Source organism: Photorhabdus aegyptia, assembly GCF_000612035.1.
Lineage (GTDB): Bacteria > Pseudomonadota > Gammaproteobacteria > Enterobacterales > Enterobacteriaceae > Photorhabdus > Photorhabdus akhurstii.
This window is the reverse complement of the sequence record NZ_JFGV01000082.1, coordinates 1-21,303: the sequence shown is the minus strand read 5'-3', so window position 1 is coordinate 21,303 and position 21,303 is coordinate 1. Positions and strand designations below refer to the sequence as shown.

The window sequence follows — 21,303 nt, the reverse complement described above, 5'->3', positions numbered from 1 at the left end:
CACAATGTTTATCAGCGTTGTGTCGGTCAGTGGTGGCGCATTATAGGGAGTTCTTTGGCGCTGGCAATAATTATTTTAAAAAAAGTTAACGACCGACGATTATTCCATCAAATTTAACTTAAGATATCAATTTTTCCAGTTTTGAGAATCCATATTCCTGCAAAATGGGGATTAATGCATCAGTATCAGCATTCACTTTCATACAATAAGCGAGACTATCTGCTGAGGTACAAACAAGATTATTCTGATGTTTAACCAACCAAGCTGTTCTTCGAGCAATAGCGGCGCCAGAATCAATTAAGTGTGTGCCATCAGGGAGTATCTGAACTAATTCTTCTGCTAATAGTGGAAAATGAGTACAGCCCAATACTACTGTGTCAGGTGGTTCTTTCATTCCGAGCCACGGTTCCAGTATCTTTTTTAACGTGTCGGAAGAGACCTTACTACCATGCAATTTAGCTTCAGCTAATTCTACTAATTCAGCAGAGCCTAGAGATTCAATCCTGCAACCTGTAGCAAACTTTTCGATAAGTTCTTTTGTATAGGAACGATTAACTGTTGCTCTAGTCGCCAATAATCCAACGACACCATTACGAGTTAACTTTGCTGCGGGTTTTATCGCTGGAACCACACCAACGACCGGAAAGCTGAACCGCTCACGTAGAGCAGGCAAACTGACTGTACTTGCCGTGTTACATGCAATAACCACTATTGTCAGAGGATGTTTTTGCTGAACAGCCGCAACAATTTGAACAACTCGTTCAACAATAAATTCTTCCGATTTTTCACCATAAGGGAATGCTTCGTTATCAAAAACATATATATAGTGGAGATCTGGCAATAATTGCCGGATCTCTTGGTAAATAGATAAGCCGCCTACCCCAGAATCAAACACTAAAACTGTCGAACGTGCGATTTTATTTAAATCAGAAGTTATAGCTCCCAGTGAGGTAGTATTCACGTCCTGGAATGCGATAGCCATAAACTGTCTCGTAATCTTTATCAAGCAAGTTGGCTATTCTAGCACGGATTGTCAGATAAGAAGTGACTGGATGTGAAACCGTTAAGTCCCAAAAGCTGACGCCACCTAATTTCACACGTTTAGCCGGGAATGTACTGAAATCGTTGTCATAACGCCGCCCTAGATATTGATAAGTTAACCCCCAATCAAAATCATATAGCTGCCAGTCAAGTTGATATTTGACTTGCTGCTTAGCACGACGAACTAAAATTTCATTAGTTTCACTATTACGAGGGTCGATATATTGTACCGTCAATTGATGCTGAAATATGCCTGTGTCCATTGAGCCAGTCCACTCAACACCTTTAATTTTTGCTTTACCAATATTGTAGTAACGGCTATTTGCATAATCGATCAATTGCTCAATCTCATTGCGATATACAGTCAGACGCCAATTTAGCTGGCCTGTGACGCCTTCAATACCACCTTCCCATTGTTTACTTTCTTCCGGTTTCAAATCATGATTACCACCAAAACCATACATCTGACTAAGCGTCGGAGCCTTAAATGCCGTACCATAAGAAGTGATCAAACGATAATTTTTAATAAATTCCCAACCTAAACTGGCTTGCCATGTGGTATTCCAACCAGCTTCTGAATGTTTATCTGAACGAATTGCACCTTCTAAAATAAAATCTTTTAGTTGTTGCTGTGCTGTCAGATACATTCCTGTATTACGTACCGTTTCACTCTTCGGAATATAACTGGTCCCAGCTTCTATCGATTGTTTTTGGAAATCCACACCTGTACTAACCATACCCTGATATAGCTGAAACGTATTTCCCCATTGCAGGTTATATTGATCAGAATCATTAAGGCTAGCAGACTTATCATAGCGCCCATATTTAGGGTCAAAGTTATAGTCTTTTATATGACTATAACTTGCAATTAATTGGGACGAGTAGATCCCACGGTTAAATCTGATCCCCGTATCATAGTGGCGGCTATAAAGTTCACGGGTATCCGGTCTAGCATATGGATAACTCCAATTAATATCCGCATCATAAGATGTTCTATTGTTATAGCCATAAGCTCGAATAAACCCACTGACTTGCTCATTAAATTTTTGATCGACTCCCAACCAAAGCATTTTGCTCATAAAACCGTCACGATCAGGCTGTCTAAAGCCACCAGTATTACCATAAGCAACAACATCGTATCCTTTGGTATAGGTATAGTTAGCTGCTGCTGTCAGGACTGTATTTTCAACTAACTTTTGCTGAGTCGCGCCATCATAAGTCTGATAACCATGTGAACCGATACCTACGTTAAGGTTAGCGCCTAGTTTCTCTCTGGTAGTGATGATATTAATAACACCACCAATAGCATCAGAACCATAAACAGCGGAACGTGGTCCGCGGATATATTCGATTTTCTGAACCAATGATACAGGTATCTGGCTTAAATCAGAGGAGCCACTGATACCTGCTTGATTCAAACGTATCCCATCCACCAGCACTAATACATGACTAGCATGAGTGCCACGTATAAACAAAGAGCTTAGCTGTCCAATACCACCATGCCGCGCAATATCAACACCGGGTAGACGACGTAAAATATCGGCTACACTATTTGACTGCCAATGATCAATTTCATCTCGTGTTACAACAGTATAAGGAGCCAGTATGCTTGACACTGGCTGTTTAAAACGACTCGCCGTCACAACCAATGAATCCTGCGACTCCACCATAGCGGAAGCTTGATTCCAACTAGAAATCACCACGATTGAAACAATAGATAATAAAAACCGATTTTTATTTATCATGAGAAAATATCCCACAATTTATTATCAGAAGGATACACTACAATGAAGCGTGAAACTGACTCATAATAGTAAGCATAGACAGGATTATGCATGAATAATAAGAAAACTGGACATCCTTTGCTCTTTCCCTACAATTTCGCACGAAAATTTTTCTTACTACAGATATAAGAGAACAAACATAATGCAAAATCTCCTGCCAACGGAAAGCTACGAGCAGCAACTGACGGAGAAGGTCAACCGCTTAAAAAACATGATGGAGCCTTTCCAGCCCCCGGAGCCAGAGGTTTTCCGCTCACCGCAATCTCATTACAGAATGCGAGCAGAATTTCGAATCTGGCATGAACAGGATGATTTGTACCATATTATGTTCGATCAACAGACGAAACAACGTATTCGTCTTGCTCAATTCCCTGTCGCTAGTAAGTTAATTAATAAAATGATGGTAGAATTAATTGACTCCATTAGATCTGAACAGATCTTACGTCATAAGCTATTTCAAATTGATTATCTGTCCACTTGCAATAATAAAATCCTTGTTTCTTTGCTTTATCACAAAAAATTGGGTGATGAATGGACACAACAAGCATTAAAACTGCGTGAGGCGTTAAGAAATAAAGGGTTTGACATTGAGTTAATTGGCCGAGCTGCTAAAACCAAAATCACATTGGATCATGATTATATTGATGAGGTTCTACCTGTTGCAGGCCGAGAAATGATTTATCGCCAGGTGGAAAACAGCTTCACCCAACCAAATGCTAGCGTCAATATTCATATGCTTGAATGGGCAATTAATATTACCAAGGATTCAAAAGGTGATTTACTTGAGCTTTATTGCGGTAATGGCAATTTCTCTCTGGCATTAGCTCAAAATTTTGAACGAGTATTGGCAACAGAAATTGCCAAGCCATCCGTTGCGGCCGCTCAATACAATATTGCAGCCAACGGGATTGATAATGTACAAATTATCCGCATGTCAGCGGAGGAATTCACCCAAGCAATGAATGGTGAACGCGAATTTAATCGCCTTCAAGGAATTAATTTAAAAAGCTATCAATGTGAAACTATTTTTGTCGATCCGCCACGTAGCGGCCTTGATGAAAAAACGCTTGAAATGGTCCAGACATATCCACGGATCCTTTATATTTCCTGTAACCCGGAAACCCTTTGCCATAATCTAGAAACATTAACCCAAACGCATAAAATCAGCCATCTGGCTCTGTTTGATCAGTTTCCTTATACACACCATATGGAATGTGGAGTACTGCTGGAAAAATCAAACTGATACTTAACGAACATATAAAACAGAAACGCCGGCAGATAGTTATCTCTCCGGCGTTTTGCATCAATTAATGACTATTTTCTATAATTGCCTGGTTTTTGCGAATTTTTACCTTTCTGTAAATCCAGAATACCAGTACGGTACCTATTACCGCGGGTAGAAAATTAGAGCCAATTTCAGGGTATTCAACTCTAATAATCGCACTATAACTAAATAATCCTAAGAGGAAACAAGCAACAACTAACTTAGGCATCCCATCTGGCATTGAGTAATTCAAATAGCGCTGATGGATACAATAAATTGATAAAATCAGTGTTATCAATGGGAAAACTGAAAAAGAAACAACTGAGCTAAAAACTGCTGAAAACGTTCCATTCGTTGCTAGTCCGACAATAAAAGCGAGTAACAATGTACTTTTGTCCTGGCGATATTGTTCCATCATTTCGTTCTCCTCCTTCATAGTTATTTAAGTTTAGGGTTCGGTGGATTCATTTCTTTGCGATACCAATAATATGCACCTTTAGCAATCATCCGTAGCTGCAAGACTAAACGTTCTTCTAAACGCTGTCTTTTCTCCAAATCAATATCCAATGCTTCTGCACCGGCACTGAATACTATTGTTACCATTGCCTCTGCCTGCACCTCAGTAAAATACCTCGGCATACAGCTTTCCTGTTCTAAATAGTCTGCCAGTTCAGCAATAAAATGTTGGATTTCCCGTGCGACAGCGGCACGAAATTCAGCAGAGGTCCCTGAACGTTCACGTAATAATAATCGGAATGCATTTGGATTATTACCGATAAATTCCATAAAAGTTGAAACAGATGTACGGATGACACTGCCACCTTTAGCAATACGTTGCCGGGCTTGCCTCATTAACTGACGTAACATCAAACCACTTTCATCTACCATCGTCAGCCCAAGCTCATCCACATCACGAAAATGACGATAAAATGAAGTTGGTGCAATACCTGCTTCACGGGCGACTTCACGCAAGCTAAGGCTGGTAAAACTCCTTTCGGCACTCAACTGGCTGAAAGCAGCTTCAATCAGTGAACGACGAGTTTTTTCTTTCTGTTTCGCTCTGATGCCGATAACGTTACTCACACGAATCCTGACTCTTTATCTGAACTACATGTTAGGAAATATACCAAATTTTAACGCGTTTGCCGTAATGATGTGCTCATCATGTCATTTATAATGATCAATGTCATTTTCTCAGCGCATTTTCTTATTAGATATTAGGATGATAAAGGCGACTATACGTAGTCAAAAAATCATTAAGGAGAGCATTCCCTCTTTAGTTAATTCACTTCGATCGTTAGATAATTATTTATTTTCCAAAAGCTTTATAATCTTGCGCCAGATTAACGTAACGGGCAAAACTATGTTCAATTCACCCTAAATGAGATATAAAATCCTTATGACGATTGGGCTATTAAGTCAACCAATGTTAATATAGCGTTGTAATTTTGTGTAAAAACAGGTCTTTCCTCATATGCAACATATTCATTTTGACGCCATTGTCATTGGTTCTGGTCCCGGTGGAGAAGGAGCAGCAATGGGATTGGTGAAGCAGGGTAAAAGCGTTGCGGTTATCGAACGCTATAATAATGTTGGTGGTGGTTGTACTCATTGGGGTACCATCCCGTCCAAAGCCCTCCGTCACGCCGTCAGCCGTATTATCGAATTTAACCAAAACCCTCTGTACAGTGATAACTCTCGCATTCTTCGCTCTTCATTTGCTGAAATCTTACGCCGTGCTGAAATGGTGATTAATCAGCAAACTAGAATGCGTCAAGGATTTTACGAACGTAATGGGTGTCGTATGTTTTCCGGGGAAGCAACATTCATTGATGATCACCGAGTGAGTGTGCGCTATGCCGACGATAACTACGATATTTTAAGCGCAGATAAGATTATTATCGCAACCGGTTCTCGCCCATATTGTCCACCAGATGTTGATTTCACCCATTCCCGTATTTATAACAGCGATTCCATTCTGAAACTGGATCATGAACCACGGCATGTCATTATTTATGGTGCCGGAGTGATTGGTTGCGAATATGCTTCAATCTTCCGTGGATTAGGCGTAAAAGTTGATTTAATCAACACTCGTAACCACTTACTGGCTTTCCTTGATCAAGAGATGTCAGACGCACTTTCTTACCATTTCTGGAATAGTGGTATAGTTATCCGCCACAATGAAGAATATTCTAAAATTGAAGGTGTCGATGACGGTGTTATCGTTCACCTCAAATCCGGTAAAAAAGTCAAAGCTGACTGTCTGCTTTATGCTAATGGCCGAACAGGCAATACTGATACTCTAGGGCTGAAAAACGTTGGTCTGGAAGCAGATAGCCGCGGTTTACTGAAAGTTAATAAGATCTATCAAACCAGCAATGAAAATATCTACGCTGTAGGAGATGTTATCGGTTATCCAAGCCTGGCCTCTGCTGCTTATGATCAAGGACGAATTGCCGCTCAAGCAATGGCGAAAGGAAACGCCGAAGTTCATCTGATTGAAGATATTCCAACGGGTATCTATACCATTCCTGAAATCAGCTCTGTAGGTAAAACCGAACAACAATTAACAGCAATGAAGGTGCCTTATGAAGTTGGACGAGCACAATTTAAACATCTTGCACGCGCACAAATTGCGGGGATGAACGTAGGAAGCCTGAAAATACTATTCCATAGAGAAACAAAAGAGATTCTTGGTATTCATTGTTTCGGAGAACGTGCGGCTGAAATCATTCATATCGGCCAAGCGATTATGGAACAGAAAGGTGAAAGTAATACTATCGAATATTTCGTCAATACTACTTTCAACTATCCGACTATGGCTGAAGCTTATCGTGTCGCAGCGCTAAATGGCCTGAACCGGCTATTTTGATTGCCTGTAATAAGTGCCCATTCTAGCTCTAATAGCCTCTGCCAGTTGCTCATAGCGACCACGCAGAGGTGAACCAGGACGATAAATCAAAATAACAGATCGCTTAGGCTCTGGGTTGCTACACTCCAGATAACAGACACCATCACGTTTTTTCTCTTGTGGCACTGCCAGATCAGGCAATAAGGTTATTCCACTACCGGCAGCAACCATATTACGCAGAGTTTCCAAACTGGTTGCACGAAAATGGGTATCTTCCTTCGCGCCAGCCTGAAAACAGAACCCCATAGCCTGATCACGCAAGCAATGACCATCTTCTAGCATCAGCAATTTTTCACCCGTCAATTCATCCATAGCAATTTTTTCTCGCTCTGCCCAAGGATGGCCATCATAGATAGCGAGTTTCATGGGTTCTTCAAACAATGGCACTTCAATGAAGGCCCTTGTCTCCTTACCCATTGCCAGAATCGCAATGTCCAATTTGCCGCTATCTAACTGGGCTAGCAAACTTTGAGTCTGGGCTTCATACAAATACATTTCCAACTTAGGAAACAAACCATGAAGCCCAGGAATAATATGAGGCAACAGATATGGGCCAATAGTAGGGATCAGGCCAATATGCAGAGGACCAGACATGTTTTCCCCTTGAAGTGACGCCATTTCCTGCAAAATTCTAACCTCACGGAGAACCGTTCTGGCCTGTTCTACTAATAACATCCCTTGTTGAGTGAACAAAACTTTACGGCTGGTGCGTTCCAATAACATTACACCCAGATCATCCTCAAGCTTACGAATTTGCCCGCTCAATGTAGGCTGGCTGACGTGGCAAGAATCAGCAGCATGGCGAAAGTGCCGATGCTCCGCAAGCGCCACAAGATATTCCAGATCGCGGATATTCATTCCCACCTCAACTAATATGAATGATAGAAACTACCAATAGATAATTATATCAACGTGAGGGAAAGACTATCAGATAATCATTAAAAACTTATATATAAAGATCGCATTTATTTTACAGGGGATAGATTCATCTCCCCTGCTGATAATGACTAACTTAATTTTAGCCTCTGTTTAGCCTCTGAAATCGCTTTCATGACCTGTTTTTGCGATACGCCACCCTTTGCAAGTCGTTTGTCCAGACAAGATTGCAGAGACAAAATATCATATACATCATCAGTAATTGCACTGCTGAACTTCTGCAACTCTGCCAATGACAACGCTTCCAGTGCCTTACCCTGAGCAAGCGCCATAATCACAATTTCCCCAACAATATGGTGAGCTTCACGGAATAGAACACCTTTTGCAACCAAATAATCAGCTAATTCGGTCGCATTAGCATAACCCTGTTTAGCTGCTTCTGCACAACGTGAACGCCTGACCTGAATGCCATCTAACACCAACGCTGCCATATGCAAACAATCCAGCCAAGTGTCCAGCGCATCAAATAACCCCTCTTTATCCTCCTGCATATCTTTATTATAGGCCAACGGCAGACCTTTCAACGTCATCATCATGCCGGTCAATGCCCCCTGCACCCGGCCACATTTCCCACGGATTAACTCCAGCGCATCCGGGTTTTTCTTCTGTGGCATCAGGGAAGAACCGGAAGTGACTCGATCTGACAGTTCAATAAATCCTGCTTCACCGCTATTAAAGAAAATGAGGTCTTCCGCAAAACGGGAAAGATGGATCATACTGATACCGGCATTAGATAGCAGTTCCAATACATGGTCACGATCTGAAACACTATCCAGGCTGTTACGCGTCGCTGAAGCAAAACCTAGCCATGATGCCAATTGTTCGCGGTCAATATCATAAGCGGTTCCAGCCAATGCACCGCACCCAAGCGGGCTGGTATTCAGCCGCTTTAAAGTATCCTGTAACCGACTTTCATCACGAACCAGCATTTCTACATATGCCAAACACCAGTGAGCAAATGTGATAGGCTGCGCTCTTTGCAGATGGGTATAGCCCGGCATCACCGCATCTTGATTATTCTCCGCGGTAATCACCAATGCCTGCTGTAACTCCACAATTGCCTGATGAAGATGTGAAATGTATTCTTTACACCAAAGTTTGAGATCTGTCGCCACCTGATCGTTACGGCTACGGCCAGTATGGAGCTTCTTACCCAGATCGCCGACTTTACTGATCAATTGCCCTTCTACCCAACTATGGATATCTTCTGCATCACTTTGCAAGATGGTTTGTGGATTAGCCTGAACTTCATTCAGCAATTCATTTAATGCCAACTCCAGTTTTCGTTGCTCCTCAACGGTCAACACACCAACCGTTACCAGCGCTTTCGACCATGCAACTGAACCGGTAATATCCTGTTCCGCCAACCGGTAATCAAAGCGAAGTGAATCGTTAAATTGTTTGAACCGTTGATCTGCTTTCTGACTGAAACGCCCGCCCCAGAGTGCCATATTTTCGTTCCTGATTATCTGATGTCTGAGTGATTGATGACCTTTTATAAACAGCAATTTTATTTTCAATATGGAGATAATAGACTAGAGAAATCAAATACAAGGATGAATTTACGATTTGGTCATTATCTCCATAACTACGAACAATGAAATTACTCTTTACTATTTAATGCCCGAATACGCGAAGGGAGAGAATACAGACGGATAAATCCTGCTGCATGACTGTGATCATAAACCTCATCTTCACCAAATGTTGCAAATGCTTCAGAATAGAGACTATTTGTTGATCTCTTCTGGATCGCCGTCACCTGACCTTTATAGAGTTTCAGCACCACTTCACCACGAACATCCTCAGCCAACGTCTCAGCGGCTGCCTGAATAGAGTGACGTAGTGGGGCAAACCAACGTCCGTCATAAACAACATAGGACATCTCCAGTCCAAGCTGCTGACGCCATTTAAAGCTATCGCGATCCAGAACCAGTTGTTCAACACCACGCAACGCGGCCATCATAATGGTTCCTCCCGGTGTTTCATAACAGCCACGAGATTTCATTCCCACCAGCCGGTTTTCCACGATATCAATCCGACCAATACCATGTTTTGCTCCCAGAGCATTCAACATTTCAAGACATTGATATGGAGACATCACCTTGCCGTTAACCCCAACAACCTCGCCTTTCTCAATGGTGACACTAACCAATTCGGCTTCATCTGGCGCCTCTTCTGGAGCGACTGTCCACACCCAACAATCTTTATTGGATGCATTCCAGGTGCTTTCCAGTACGCCACCTTCGGTAGAGATATGCCACGCATTCTCATCACGGCTGTAAATTTTCTCTAATGTTGCAGTGGTTGGAATATCTCGCGCTTTCAGATAATCCAACAACGCCTCACGGGAACGCAAATCCCACTCTCTCCACGGCGCGACGACTTTTAGCTGAGGGGCTAATGCCGTATAAGTGCTTTCAAACCGCACCTGATCGTTCCCCTTACCTGTTGCGCCATGAGCAAGTGCATCCGCCCCCACTTTCAATGCCAATTCAACCTGTGCTTTAGCAATAATTGGTCGTGCCATTGAAGTGCCCAACAAATAGCTACCCTCATACAGAGCGCCAGTTTTCAGTACCGGATAAACATAATCTTTAATGAACTCCTCACGCAAATCCACAACATGACATTCTGATGCGCCAGAGCGCAAAGCTTTCTGCTCAACGCCCTCCAGATCTTCACGGCTTTGTCCCACATCGGCGACAAACGCAACAACTTCACAATTATCATAATGCTCTTTCAGCCAAGGAATAATGGCAGAAGTATCCAGACCACCAGAATAAGCAAGAACGATCTTTTTAATATCTTTAGTATGCATGAAGTTACCCTTTAAAATTCCGTTGTTATTCATCAGCAAAGCTTTACCGAAAATTAATCAAACTTAATTTAAGCCAGAATACGAGTACCGACGGGAACACCGTTAAACAGGTCGGTCAGTTGATCTGCATGACGCCAACTAGCGATATCTACCGGGCGACCTAATGTCCTAGCGGCATCTAGAGCTGCATTCACCTTCACAATCATGCCGTCAGTAATGATGCCCTGCACAATAAGTTGTTCCGCCTTCTCAGCATTAATGTCAGGGATCTTCTGCCCTTTACCATCCAAAATACCGCTAACATCAGAGAGTAATACCAAATCAGCACCTAGCGTCTGAGCTATCGCCGTTGCTGCCTGATCGGCATTCACATTCATCAATTCCCCTTTATCAGTTACACCAATGGAACTAATAATGGGTATATAACCTGCATCCAGTAGCGTTTTCAGCAATTTAGCATCGCCCGGCATCGCTTTCCCCACATGCCCCAACTCTTCATTCAGTTGGGAAACCCTGACCACATTACCATCTCCTAAATATAATCCAACTGATGCAAGTTGATATTTAGTCGCCCACGATAACAAGGTCTTATTGGCTATACCCGCTAACGCTCCCGTAATCATCCCAATTTGATCAGCGGGTGTTACCCGCAATCCTTGTTTCTTCTCTATCGGTAGCTGCAATTTCTGCATCAACTCATCCACCAGACAGCCACCACCATGAACAATAACCAACTGGCGTTCATGCGTTTGTCGATATTCCTGCAATGCAGTAAACACGCGTTCCAACGCTTCTTCACTGTCCAGTAACACGCCACCTAATTTTATGACTAAAGGTTCCATCTGCTTTACTCCTTCATGTCAATCATTAAAGTAATGCCTGAGTTTCTTCAAACCCAAAACGTATATTCATACACTGAACTGCCTGAGCTGCCGCACCTTTCAAAAGATTATCCTCAGTACCCACAACAATCAGGTGATCATCCTGTACAACAAAACCGATATCACAGAACGGTAGCCCAACAACGGATTTCAGTGCCGGTACCCCTTTGTTGTAGAGCCGCACCAATGGCTTATCCTTGTATGCTTGCTGATAAGCTTCATTTATCTGTTCTGCGGTAACACCTGACTTCAATTTACAGGTAATTGTGGCAAGAATACCTCGCACGAAATTGCCAAGATGCGGAGTAAAAATCACCTTAGTTCCCAGATGTTCCTCAATCTCCGGTTGATGACGGTGAGTAAATATTCCATAAGGTTGCAAACTGATTTCGCAGAAGCTGTTAGTCATACTGGCTTTCCGACCTGCGCCACTCACGCCACTGGTAGCATTAATCACTGGCCAATGGCTGGTATCTAGCAAACTATTTTCCAACAGTGGCTTCAAAGAGAGTTGAGAAACTGTTGGATAACATCCCGGTACAGCAACCAATTGAGCCTGTTTGATCTTTTCAGCCTGCCATTCGGCAAGCCCATATACTGCTTGTGCTAACCATTCAGTATGCTTATGTTTGAATCCGTAGTATTGTTGATAAATCTGAGCATTTTGTATGCGATAGGCACCGGAGAGATCGAACACAATGCAACCTGCCGCCAGAAATAACGGCGCAATGTCATGACTGACTTCATGGGCGGTGGCAAGGAAAACCACATCAATCCCTTTAGCAACATTAATAATATCAGTCAGCGGTTGCAGCGGCAGATCAACAATGCCTTTATACTGTGGATGTAAATCTGAGAAACATTTATCTGCATCAACGCTCTGAGCAGAAACCATTAGTCCAACCAGATTTATATGCGGGTGGCGATGCAGATATGCTGCCAGTTCTGCTCCGGTGTAACCACTTGCACCAACAACCAGCGTATTCAACATAGGATATCTTTACCTTGTGCTCAGTATGTAAACGGGATAATGTATTTTTATTCAAAAAAAATGCATGAATATTGATACTATCATGAATAAAGGCTGTCAACAGTGAATATAAAATTACCTCCATTTATTGAGTTATTTCGGCAACTAATCGCGACTCCTTCTATCAGTGCCACCGATGTCAGTATTGACCAGAGCAATGAATCTCTCATCAACCTACTGGCAAGTTGGTTAAAGGAAATTGGTTTCGAGATTGAGATACAACCCGTCCCCGAGGCCCCCGGAAAATACAATCTGCTGGCGACGCTGGGGAGTGGCCTAGGTGGATTACTCCTATGTGGACACACTGATACTGTCCCCTTTGATGAAGGACTCTGGGCTAAAGATCCCTTCACCCTGACAGAACGAGATAACAAACTGTATGGTTTAGGTACAGCAGATATGAAAGGCTTTTTCGCCTTTATTATTGATGCATTGCGAGACATTGATGTCAGTAGAATAACCCATCCGCTGTACATTCTGGCAACCGCAGATGAAGAGACAACAATGGCAGGAGCCCGCTATTTTGCCGCAAGTACCACTATTCGACCGGATTTCGCTATTATTGGTGAACCGACCTCATTGCATCCTATCTGCGCACATAAAGGACATTTATCGAACGCTATCCGCATTGTTGGTCAATCCGGGCATTCCAGTGATCCAGACCGTGGTATAAACGCCATTGATTTGATGCACGAATCTATTGGGCACTTGATTGAACTACGCAATACGCTAAAAGAGCGTTACAACAACCCGGCATTTGCCATTCCATATCCAACCATGAATTTCGGCTATATTCACGGAGGTGATGCAGTAAACCGTATTTGTGCCCATTGTGAATTGCATATGGATATTCGCCCGTTACCGGGACTAACGTTACAGGATCTGAACGACCTGTTAAATGAAGCCCTTGAACCAGTGAAGCAGCGTTGGCCTGGCCGTCTGACTATCAACGAATTACATCCCCCTATTCCCGGTTATGCATGCCCAACCGATCACAAAATGATTGATGTGATAGAGAAACTGCTAGGCCGCAAGGCTGAAACGGTCAACTACTGTACCGAAGCACCATTCATTCAGGAATTATGTCCCACATTGGTACTTGGCCCAGGTTCTATTGCACAAGCACATCAGCCGGATGAGTTTATTGATATGTCGTTTATTGAACCTACCAGAAAGATAATTTCTCAGTTAATAGATCATTTTTGTCTAAGCAATAATTAATCGTTTTACTCGTCCCCCAAAAGTCAGGGGGACTCAAGCATCATAACTAGCAACAAAAGCCCCTTCCCCAAGCCTCCTGCGCATAAGTAATACTTATGGAACGTGACCTGCCATTAAATTTTAGAAATTTCGCCAAAACTGATGATTTTCTGATATGAATATGAAGGTTTAGGGTAAATGCAACACTGTGGCGACACAAAAAACAACTTTCCGTCACTTAAATAAAATTTTTCTACAGGAACAGAACCAACATTCTGCCAGCAATAAAGGCCAAGAGTCATATGAACCAACAATATTCCGCAATGCGTAGTAATGTCAGCATGCTAGGTAAGCTGCTCGGAGACACAATCAAAGAAGCATTAGGAGAAGATATTCTCGATAAAGTCGAGACTATTCGCAAATTATCCAAATCATCCCGCGCAGGCAACGAAATAGATCGCCAGCAACTATTATCTACCTTGCAAAACCTATCTAATGATGAACTATTGCCAGTTGCCCGCGCTTTCAACCAATTTCTCAACCTAACAAACGTTGCAGAACAGTATCACAGCATCTCCCCACATGGTGAAGCCGCCAGTAATCCCGTTGCGTTAGCGAAATTATTCACCCAGTTAAAAGAAAAAAATTTCAATAACGACGATCTGAAAAAAGCGGTCAATGAGCTGTCTATTGAACTGGTCCTCACAGCTCACCCTACTGAAATCGCGCGTCGTACATTAATTCACAAGCTGGTGGCAGTTAACACTTGTCTATCGCAACTCGATCACGATGATCTGGCAGATTATGAGCGTAACAACATTATGCGTCGTCTGCGTCAATTAGTTGCCCAGTCATGGCATACCGATGAAATCCGTAAAATTCGGCCAACTCCAATTGATGAAGCTAAGTGGGGCTTCGCTATGGTGGAAAACAGCTTGTGGGAGGGTGTACCGGCATTCCTGCGCGAATTTAATGAACAACTGGAAGAGTCAATTGATTATAGCCTGCCAGTTGAAGCGGTACCCATCCGCTTTACTTCCTGGATGGGCGGCGACCGTGACGGTAATCCAAATGTAACGGCTGAAGTGACTCATCATGTATTACTGCTTAGCCGCTGGAAAGCAGCCGATCTATTCCTGAAAGATATTCAGGTTCTGGTTTCTGAACTATCCATGTCTGAATGTACACCCGAAGTTCGTAAGCTAGCAGGTGGTGATGAAATTCTGGAACCTTACCGAGAAATTGCTAAAAAATTGCGGGCACAACTCAGCAATACATTGACTTATTTGGAGAAACAACTGAAAGGAGAGCAAGTTCTGCCACCAACTGATCTGCTGGTGGATAATGAACAACTTTGGCAACCACTTTACGCCTGTTATCAGTCACTAAAAACCTGCGGAATGGAAATCATTGCCAATGGTCAGCTATTAGATATCTTGCGCCGTATCCGCTGCTTTGGCCTGTCGCTGGTACGCATTGATGTGCGCCAAGAAAGTACCCGCCATACAACCGCCATTTCTGAATTAACGCAATATCTGGAATTAGGTAACTACGCCAGTTGGTCAGAAGAAGAGAAACAGGCTTTCCTACTGCATGAACTACACTCAAAACGTCCACTGATCCCACATAACTGGCAACCAAGCGCTGAAACGCAAGAAGTTCTCGCAACCTGTAAAGTCATTGCAGAGTCACCACAAGACGCTATTGCCGCTTACGTTATCTCAATGGCTAAAGTACCTTCTGATGTATTAGCGGTTCACTTACTACTAAAAGAAGTCGGTTGTCCGTTCACCTTACCCGTTGCACCGCTATTCGAAACCCTTGATGACCTGAATAATGCCGAAAATGTCATTCAGCAATTAATGAATATTAAATGGTATCGCGCTCTGATTCAGGACAAACAGATGGTGATGATTGGTTATTCTGATTCAGCGAAAGATGCCGGAGTGATGGCTGCGGCATGGGCGCAATACCGAGCACAGGATGCCTTGATTAAAGTTTGTGAAAAAGAAGGCGTTACGCTGACTTTGTTCCACGGTCGCGGAGGCACCATCGGTCGTGGCGGTGCACCAGCACATGCAGCACTGCTTTCCCAACCACCGGGAAGCTTAAAAGGTGGCCTACGTGTAACTGAACAGGGTGAAATGATCCGCTTTAAATTCGGTCTGCCACAGGTCACTATCAGTAGCTTAGCCTTATATGCCAGTGCAATTCTGGAAGCAAACCTACTACCACCACCGGAGCCTAAACTGGAATGGCATCAGGTGATGGATACCCTATCTGATGTTTCCTGCAAGATGTATCGTGATTATGTACGTGAACAGCCCGATTTTGTACCTTATTTCCGCGCAGCAACACCAGAACAGGAATTAGCTAAATTGCCTTTAGGTTCTCGTCCAGCCAAACGTCATCCGGCGGGTGGCGTGGAAAGTTTACGCGCTATCCCGTGGATTTTCGCCTGGACACAGAATCGCCTAATGTTGCCAGCCTGGTTAGGTGCAGGTGCTGCGCTACAAAAAGTTGTCAATGATGGGAAGCAGGATGTACTAGCAGAAATGTGCCGTGACTGGCCTTTCTTTACCACTCGCATTGGTATGTTGGAAATGGTCTTCGCTAAAGCCGACTTGTGGCTAGCGGAGTATTATGATCATCGTCTGGTAGATAAGAACTTATGGCCGTTAGGCCAGAAACTGCGCGAACAACTTTCCGCAGATATTAAGACGGTATTAACCATTTCTAAAGATGAACACCTGATGGCAGATCTACCGTGGATTGCAGAATCAATCGCCCTACGTAATGTTTACACTGATCCACTAAACGTCTTACAGGCAGAACTATTACTGCGTTCCCGTCAACAGCAGCATCCCGATCCTCAGGTTGAACAAGCGTTGATGGTAACCATTGCCGGTATCGCAGCAGGAATGCGAAATACAGGTTAGTTGCTGTCAGGAGGAGACAACCTCCGCGCGATTATAGTGATATTATTGAGCACAGTGCTGGAATCTTTCCCAAACAATCCAGCACGAAATGTGCTCAATAGACAACAAAAAAGAGGTTAGTTCTCACCAGGTGAAAGGTAATTGAAGAAACATTCCTTATCATTTATCCACCTTTGTTCCGTAGTGAGACTAAGCAAGCAAACAATCACCCCCGCAAAAATTTCGATCATTACATAAATAAAATTTAATAATGTGATTTTCGCTCACTTCCCTAAAATTGGATTTTTCCATTTCTAAGAGAATTCAATAATGAAGAAAAATAAACTTGCTATGCTGTTATCTCTTGCTTCCTTGTTTGGCATTAATGCCTATGCCCAAACAGAGCAACCGAAGGAGATCTCTACTGCTCAAAACGCCCTGGCAGCGCAATCTCAGCTACTGCCTAATCCTGAGAGCCCAATCCGAGCTGAAGAGAAGGAACTCAACACTAAGTCTGAGGTAGCTTACGTTGCCGCGCCTCCGCTAACCAATATGTGGGTCTATGCCGTTGGCTCAACGAATTGCGGATGGGAATACACTTCCAACTTACCGGTGACGAACTGCAATCACGGAGGATATCAGCTCCGCGCCGCCGTTCTGGAAATTGGCTATGGATATAATTCCTTTGCTTGGATGAACGGCGGTACACTGCCATACTCGCTGTACTCTTCTACACCAGTGTGCATTACAAACGGGCAATACAATTGGCCATGTGCTGCGGGCCAAATTGTGGTTGGCTTCCTGAAAGAATACAGCCTCGATGGCTACCAAAATGGTATCTTCAGCTACCAGAACACTTCTGCTAATTGGCCTCGAAATACCATGTCAACGCAGATCAGCATTCTTTGACCTGCTGAAATCCATTTAAGAGTCTATTAAGAGGGGCGGGAAACCGCCCTTGTTCATTCTTACGCACAGGTATCGACGCCGATGGTTTAACTTCGTAATTAGGAAATTATATAAAATTAATTTAAAAGTTTACCTCGGTGAATTTCTCACAAATTATTTCCGTCAGGCTCCCCCGTAGGAAAACCTGTACCCAGTAATAACATTACTAGTCAGCGAGTGGTATAACGAATGCACAAAATAATATCGCTCGTGGCTTGCAATAACACACCTGATTAATCTCTTAAAGTTTTTCGCCTAAACTTTGTGCCACGAACTCCCTTGAATACTGAATGTCGGCCATTCTTGGCTTTCAGTGATAGGGGCCGTAGCTGTAAGGTTCCTGGCTTGCTGTAACATCCGCTCGACCAAGTTGACCAACAACTCAGCATCCAGCCTCTCCAACCATTCACGGCTCCAGAGCAGAGTCTCACCCTCACCGCTACGGCTCAGTTGCAATGATGGCCAATCGGCCAGTGTAGCCAACGAACAAGGTTCGACATCACCTAACGGAATAAACAAAGTTACCAACTCATCGCGTTGGCGGATATGCAAACTAAAAGGGCCGAGCAGCAGATCGAGTCCCTCCGAATGTAGAGATTCTTCGGCCTGCCCAAGGCGTCGGCACAGTTCTGATAATAAGGAATTGAACATGGTTACTCTTTATGGTTGTCAAACACAGATTCAGTCGGCGGCCACAGGTTAGCGATCGGAGGATTACTCGGCGTACCTTGCAATCTACCACCTATGGTAGCAGCCCAAGGATCGATGACGTGTGCTTGCTTACCCCAAGTTTCGGGTTTGCTGAGTTCACTGCTGGGATCGCGCCCGACCACCACGAAGCAATGGGTCTGGGTATGCCCCTTAGAGCCACGATGAGCAACTACCTCAATGCGCTGCTGGTTATCTTGATTGTGCTTCACCAGTTCGGCTGCCGCAGAATAAGCCAAAGTGGTGCAGCAACCCGCTTGGGCTTGGGCGACACGGGCGGCGATAGATTGCAGTTGGTTGAGACTGACGTTACCTTGTCTAGCAGCGATAGCCGCCATGTTGGACATCATGTTGGCTTGGTTGTTACCCCTCAGACGATCCGGGTTGTCATTGAATGACTTCAATCTCTCCATGATTTGCTGATAATGAGGATTCTGCTTGCTGACGAAAGTGCCGGCATCAGTGCATGCGTAAGTTCCCATCTTCTGTAAAGCTGGCATAGCCTGCTGCAACATAGCTTGGGGACCGGTTGCCATTACCTTTGGCTGGAAAGTGCGCACCATAGCGCCTTGTTCTGCCAGAGCCTGTTTAAGCTCGGCAAGGCGGGTGCTACGGGCTGCTACCTCTTTAGGGTGGTGGTTCTCCCAGTGCTGGATGGCATCTTGCACCCGTTGGGCTTGCGCGCTGTTGGGAGCACTCTGCAACTGGCGCAATTCGGCGATCAAGTGCTTGAGATCCGAGCTCTGGAAATGCAGCGAGCCACGTCGGACAGACTGTTCAAACAAGCGGTTGCCCTGTTCGAGTAGGGGAGAAGATACGGTGTGCTGAGGAGCTTGCGTTTGGCTAAGTGGCACATGACCGCTGATGGATGAAATTGGCATAACCTTTTCCAACATAAATTGAATTAATTAAGGGCATCTTAGTATTTTTCCTGTCCTGCTTATGTAAAAAAGTGACCCGATTTTTATCTGTTTTAGATGTCAGAGGAGAAGGATTATCCGGGGATAGGTGTCTAGGATTATTGAACCACAACAGTTCATACTGGACGAAGGCTTATGGCGGACTTTACTTATTAAACCGAGATAATCTAACAATGACAATGTAGTGTGGGGATACAAAATCAATATTAAAACTTGTTTACTCAATTTTTATGCAGCAAAATACCGTATACGTTAATTTACCGTACTTAAAGAGGAATAGTAATGACTGCTATCACTCGATTTGATTTAAAGATGGACACAGATGAAAAGGAAGTTATTTCTCACGCTGCGGCTTTAATGGGCACAACAATGGCTGCATTCGTACGCACAGCAGCTAAAGAGAAAGCACGTGAGCTATTAGGTAGAGACTCTCGCATAACAATGACAGTTCAGGATTTTCAGGCATTCACAACCGCTTTGAATGACGCTTTTGCCCCCAATGCTGCTTTACAAAACGCAATAAATGCTGTACGCAAGGTGAAACGTGTTTGAAGAGAATTTCTTGATCCAAACTACTAAGAACGTACCCAACACAAACTATATTGCCAGAAAAAATAAAAATCCATATCTGCATTGAGTCGATATCCATATAGCTATTTAGCACGAAATGGACAAGAATATTTTACAATATATGTGTAGAATATAGGGCGTATACAGTGTTAACTATATACTTTAAAAGGCGTATGAACGGGATAGCGGAAGCTAGGCGTCTCATCCAACCAATGGTTACCAGCCCAAGAGCGGTTATAAAGAGTTCCCAGTTAATTTTCTTAGTTATAAAGTAAAAAACCTCTCATTATTGTGAGGTTTTTTACTTTATAAGTTTTCTAACCTGAATATTGTGGGCAATAACAAAGAAATTTATTTTTTTCTTCTGTGGCTGAATCGTACCGTGATCACTATCTCTGACGTAGGCACTTTCTACAAATAATCGCAATTTCCCTCGGCTTTCTCGTGACACTTTGAAATAGATTTCATAGTCTACAATTTCCCTATTGTCATTAGTGAATTCAATAGTAAAAAAATTCCCTTTCCCTGTCTTGTAACAAGTTCTTGAGTTTATCGTTTTTACTATATTTGGAAGGCAGAAAGACATAACGTATCGTTTAAAACAAAAAACACGTGTTTCTAGAAAATCTAAGTAATAGAGATCTCTGGGATAATTAGAAAGGGTTTCACCCTTGCGCTTATTAGGCTTCAGGGTAAAACAATGTAGACCAAATTCAACAATAAATTTATAGCTCTTCTCCGGCTTAATACACTCTTTTTCTTGAATGTAAGTGAATTCGAATTCATCAAGATGATTAAGTCTATATTCTTGACCATTAAAAGTAAAACCACCCCAGATTTTAATAATTCCCTCCCTGAATTATGACATAAAAGTAATAATAACCATATATTATTCTGGAATTGAAAAAACGTCTCCAGAAAAATAGATATAAAGATTTTCACGCCAAATCGCCTTACAACTCTCCTCACATTTATACAATAATTAATAGTTATTCCACATTTAAATACTCTCAATTACTCATTAAATTAATCAAACTAAGTAACTTAAACAATATCATATAAATAAGCATAATTATCTCTACCCAATGGATATTATACAAAATAGTTATTTTTCGCAACACTCTTCATAAACAACTTTTAATTTATAATCAGGCACAAGACAGGAATACATGTACGTAAAATCTAAAACTTCTTTTTAGTTTAATCATTAATAATGATCATTTCAGGTACGATATCGAAATTATCAATTTATACCAAACCTTAAGCTAAGGTCCTAAAAGACCCATTCCAGGCCAATCAGAATCATCACAAGAGATCTCACCTTTTTACATTACACGCCTTTAAGAAAACAGAAAACAGAAAACAGAAAACAGA

Annotated in this window: 17 protein-coding genes; 6 read left to right on the top strand and 11 right to left on the bottom strand. The window is 42.9% G+C overall.

Annotated features, from left to right (window positions below; translation table 11 throughout):
- Positions 1-118 precede the first annotated feature (118 nt).
- Both murI and btuB read right to left on the bottom strand, forming a co-directional pair.
- Positions 119-982: a glutamate racemase gene (murI, locus tag BA1DRAFT_RS19450; protein ID WP_036782588.1), complete on the bottom strand. Its 864-nt coding sequence runs from the start codon at positions 980-982 to the stop codon at positions 119-121.
- Positions 927-2,786: a TonB-dependent vitamin B12 receptor BtuB gene (btuB, locus tag BA1DRAFT_RS19445; protein ID WP_036782586.1), complete on the bottom strand. Its 1,860-nt coding sequence runs from the start codon at positions 2,784-2,786 to the stop codon at positions 927-929. The genes murI and btuB overlap by 56 nt, the downstream gene beginning before the upstream one ends.
- Before the next feature lie 178 nt (positions 2,787-2,964).
- On the opposite strand from btuB, the gene trmA reads away from it, so the two are divergent.
- The gene (gene trmA / locus BA1DRAFT_RS19440; RefSeq protein ID WP_152544355.1) at positions 2,965-4,068 is read left to right on the top strand and encodes a tRNA (uridine(54)-C5)-methyltransferase TrmA; all 1,104 of its coding nucleotides are present in this window, start codon (positions 2,965-2,967) and stop codon (positions 4,066-4,068) included.
- A gap of 64 nt (positions 4,069-4,132) precedes the next feature.
- Here trmA and BA1DRAFT_RS19435 read toward each other — a convergent pair whose 3' ends face one another.
- Together BA1DRAFT_RS19435 and fabR are read right to left on the bottom strand one after the other, a co-directional pair.
- Positions 4,133-4,504 carry a YijD family membrane protein gene (locus tag BA1DRAFT_RS19435; protein ID WP_036782597.1) on the bottom strand — a complete coding sequence of 124 codons (372 nt, stop codon included), beginning with the start codon at positions 4,502-4,504 and terminating at the stop codon, positions 4,133-4,135.
- Between the two features lie 23 nt (positions 4,505-4,527).
- Entirely contained in the window at positions 4,528-5,172 is a 645-nt protein-coding gene (fabR, locus tag BA1DRAFT_RS19430) for an HTH-type transcriptional repressor FabR (protein ID WP_036782581.1), read from the bottom strand.
- Positions 5,173-5,563: 391 nt separating this feature from the next.
- Here fabR and sthA point away from each other — a divergent pair, with 391 nt between their 5' ends.
- Positions 5,564-6,961 carry a Si-specific NAD(P)(+) transhydrogenase gene (gene sthA, locus BA1DRAFT_RS19425; RefSeq protein WP_036782578.1) on the top strand — a complete coding sequence of 466 codons (1,398 nt, stop codon included), beginning with the start codon at positions 5,564-5,566 and terminating at the stop codon, positions 6,959-6,961.
- On the opposite strand, the gene oxyR is transcribed toward sthA, so the two are convergent.
- From oxyR to argC, 5 genes are all read right to left on the bottom strand, one after another.
- Entirely contained in the window at positions 6,953-7,858 is a 906-nt protein-coding gene (gene oxyR / locus BA1DRAFT_RS19420; RefSeq protein ID WP_036782575.1) for a DNA-binding transcriptional regulator OxyR, read from the bottom strand. The genes sthA and oxyR overlap by 9 nt on opposite strands.
- 149 nt (positions 7,859-8,007) lie before the next feature.
- The gene (gene argH / locus BA1DRAFT_RS19415) at positions 8,008-9,387 is read right to left on the bottom strand and encodes an argininosuccinate lyase (RefSeq protein ID WP_036782572.1); all 1,380 of its coding nucleotides are present in this window, start codon (positions 9,385-9,387) and stop codon (positions 8,008-8,010) included.
- A 152-nt stretch (positions 9,388-9,539) separates the two neighbouring features.
- A complete protein-coding gene (locus BA1DRAFT_RS19410) occupies positions 9,540-10,754 on the bottom strand; it encodes an argininosuccinate synthase (protein WP_036782569.1) in 1,215 nt (404 codons plus the stop codon).
- A 68-nt stretch (positions 10,755-10,822) separates the two neighbouring features.
- Positions 10,823-11,596, bottom strand: coding sequence for an acetylglutamate kinase (gene argB, locus BA1DRAFT_RS19405; protein WP_036782567.1), 774 nt, complete (start codon positions 11,594-11,596; stop codon positions 10,823-10,825).
- A gap of 25 nt (positions 11,597-11,621) precedes the next feature.
- Positions 11,622-12,626, bottom strand: coding sequence for an N-acetyl-gamma-glutamyl-phosphate reductase (gene argC, locus BA1DRAFT_RS19400; protein WP_036782564.1), 1,005 nt, complete (start codon positions 12,624-12,626; stop codon positions 11,622-11,624).
- A 102-nt stretch (positions 12,627-12,728) separates the two neighbouring features.
- Here argC and argE point away from each other — a divergent pair, with 102 nt between their 5' ends.
- The 3 genes from argE to BA1DRAFT_RS19385 all read left to right on the top strand — a co-directional run bounded on the left by argE (position 12,729) and on the right by BA1DRAFT_RS19385 (position 17,692).
- Complete coding sequence (argE, locus tag BA1DRAFT_RS19395) at positions 12,729-13,886, top strand: acetylornithine deacetylase (RefSeq protein ID WP_036782561.1); 1,158 nt, start codon at positions 12,729-12,731, stop codon at positions 13,884-13,886.
- 281 nt (positions 13,887-14,167) lie between these two features.
- Positions 14,168-16,804, top strand: a complete 2,637-nt coding sequence (gene ppc / locus BA1DRAFT_RS19390; RefSeq protein ID WP_036782556.1) for a phosphoenolpyruvate carboxylase — start codon at positions 14,168-14,170, stop codon at positions 16,802-16,804.
- A gap of 309 nt (positions 16,805-17,113) precedes the next feature.
- The gene (locus tag BA1DRAFT_RS19385; RefSeq protein WP_036782554.1) at positions 17,114-17,692 is read left to right on the top strand and encodes a YolA family protein; all 579 of its coding nucleotides are present in this window, start codon (positions 17,114-17,116) and stop codon (positions 17,690-17,692) included.
- A 294-nt stretch (positions 17,693-17,986) separates the two neighbouring features.
- Here the strand turns inward: BA1DRAFT_RS19385 and BA1DRAFT_RS19380 are convergent, their stop codons facing one another.
- Both BA1DRAFT_RS19380 and BA1DRAFT_RS19375 read right to left on the bottom strand, forming a co-directional pair.
- On the bottom strand, positions 17,987-18,382 hold the full coding sequence (locus tag BA1DRAFT_RS19380; protein WP_036782552.1) for a type III secretion system chaperone: 396 nt from the start codon (positions 18,380-18,382) through the stop codon (positions 17,987-17,989).
- Positions 18,383-18,384: 2 nt separating this feature from the next.
- Entirely contained in the window at positions 18,385-19,164 is a 780-nt protein-coding gene (locus BA1DRAFT_RS19375; protein WP_235201174.1) for a hypothetical protein, read from the bottom strand.
- Positions 19,165-19,641: 477 nt separating this feature from the next.
- On the opposite strand from BA1DRAFT_RS19375, the gene BA1DRAFT_RS19370 reads away from it, so the two are divergent.
- Positions 19,642-19,911, top strand: a complete 270-nt coding sequence (locus BA1DRAFT_RS19370) for a type II toxin-antitoxin system TacA family antitoxin (RefSeq protein ID WP_051560863.1) — start codon at positions 19,642-19,644, stop codon at positions 19,909-19,911.
- Positions 19,912-21,303 lie beyond the last annotated feature (1,392 nt).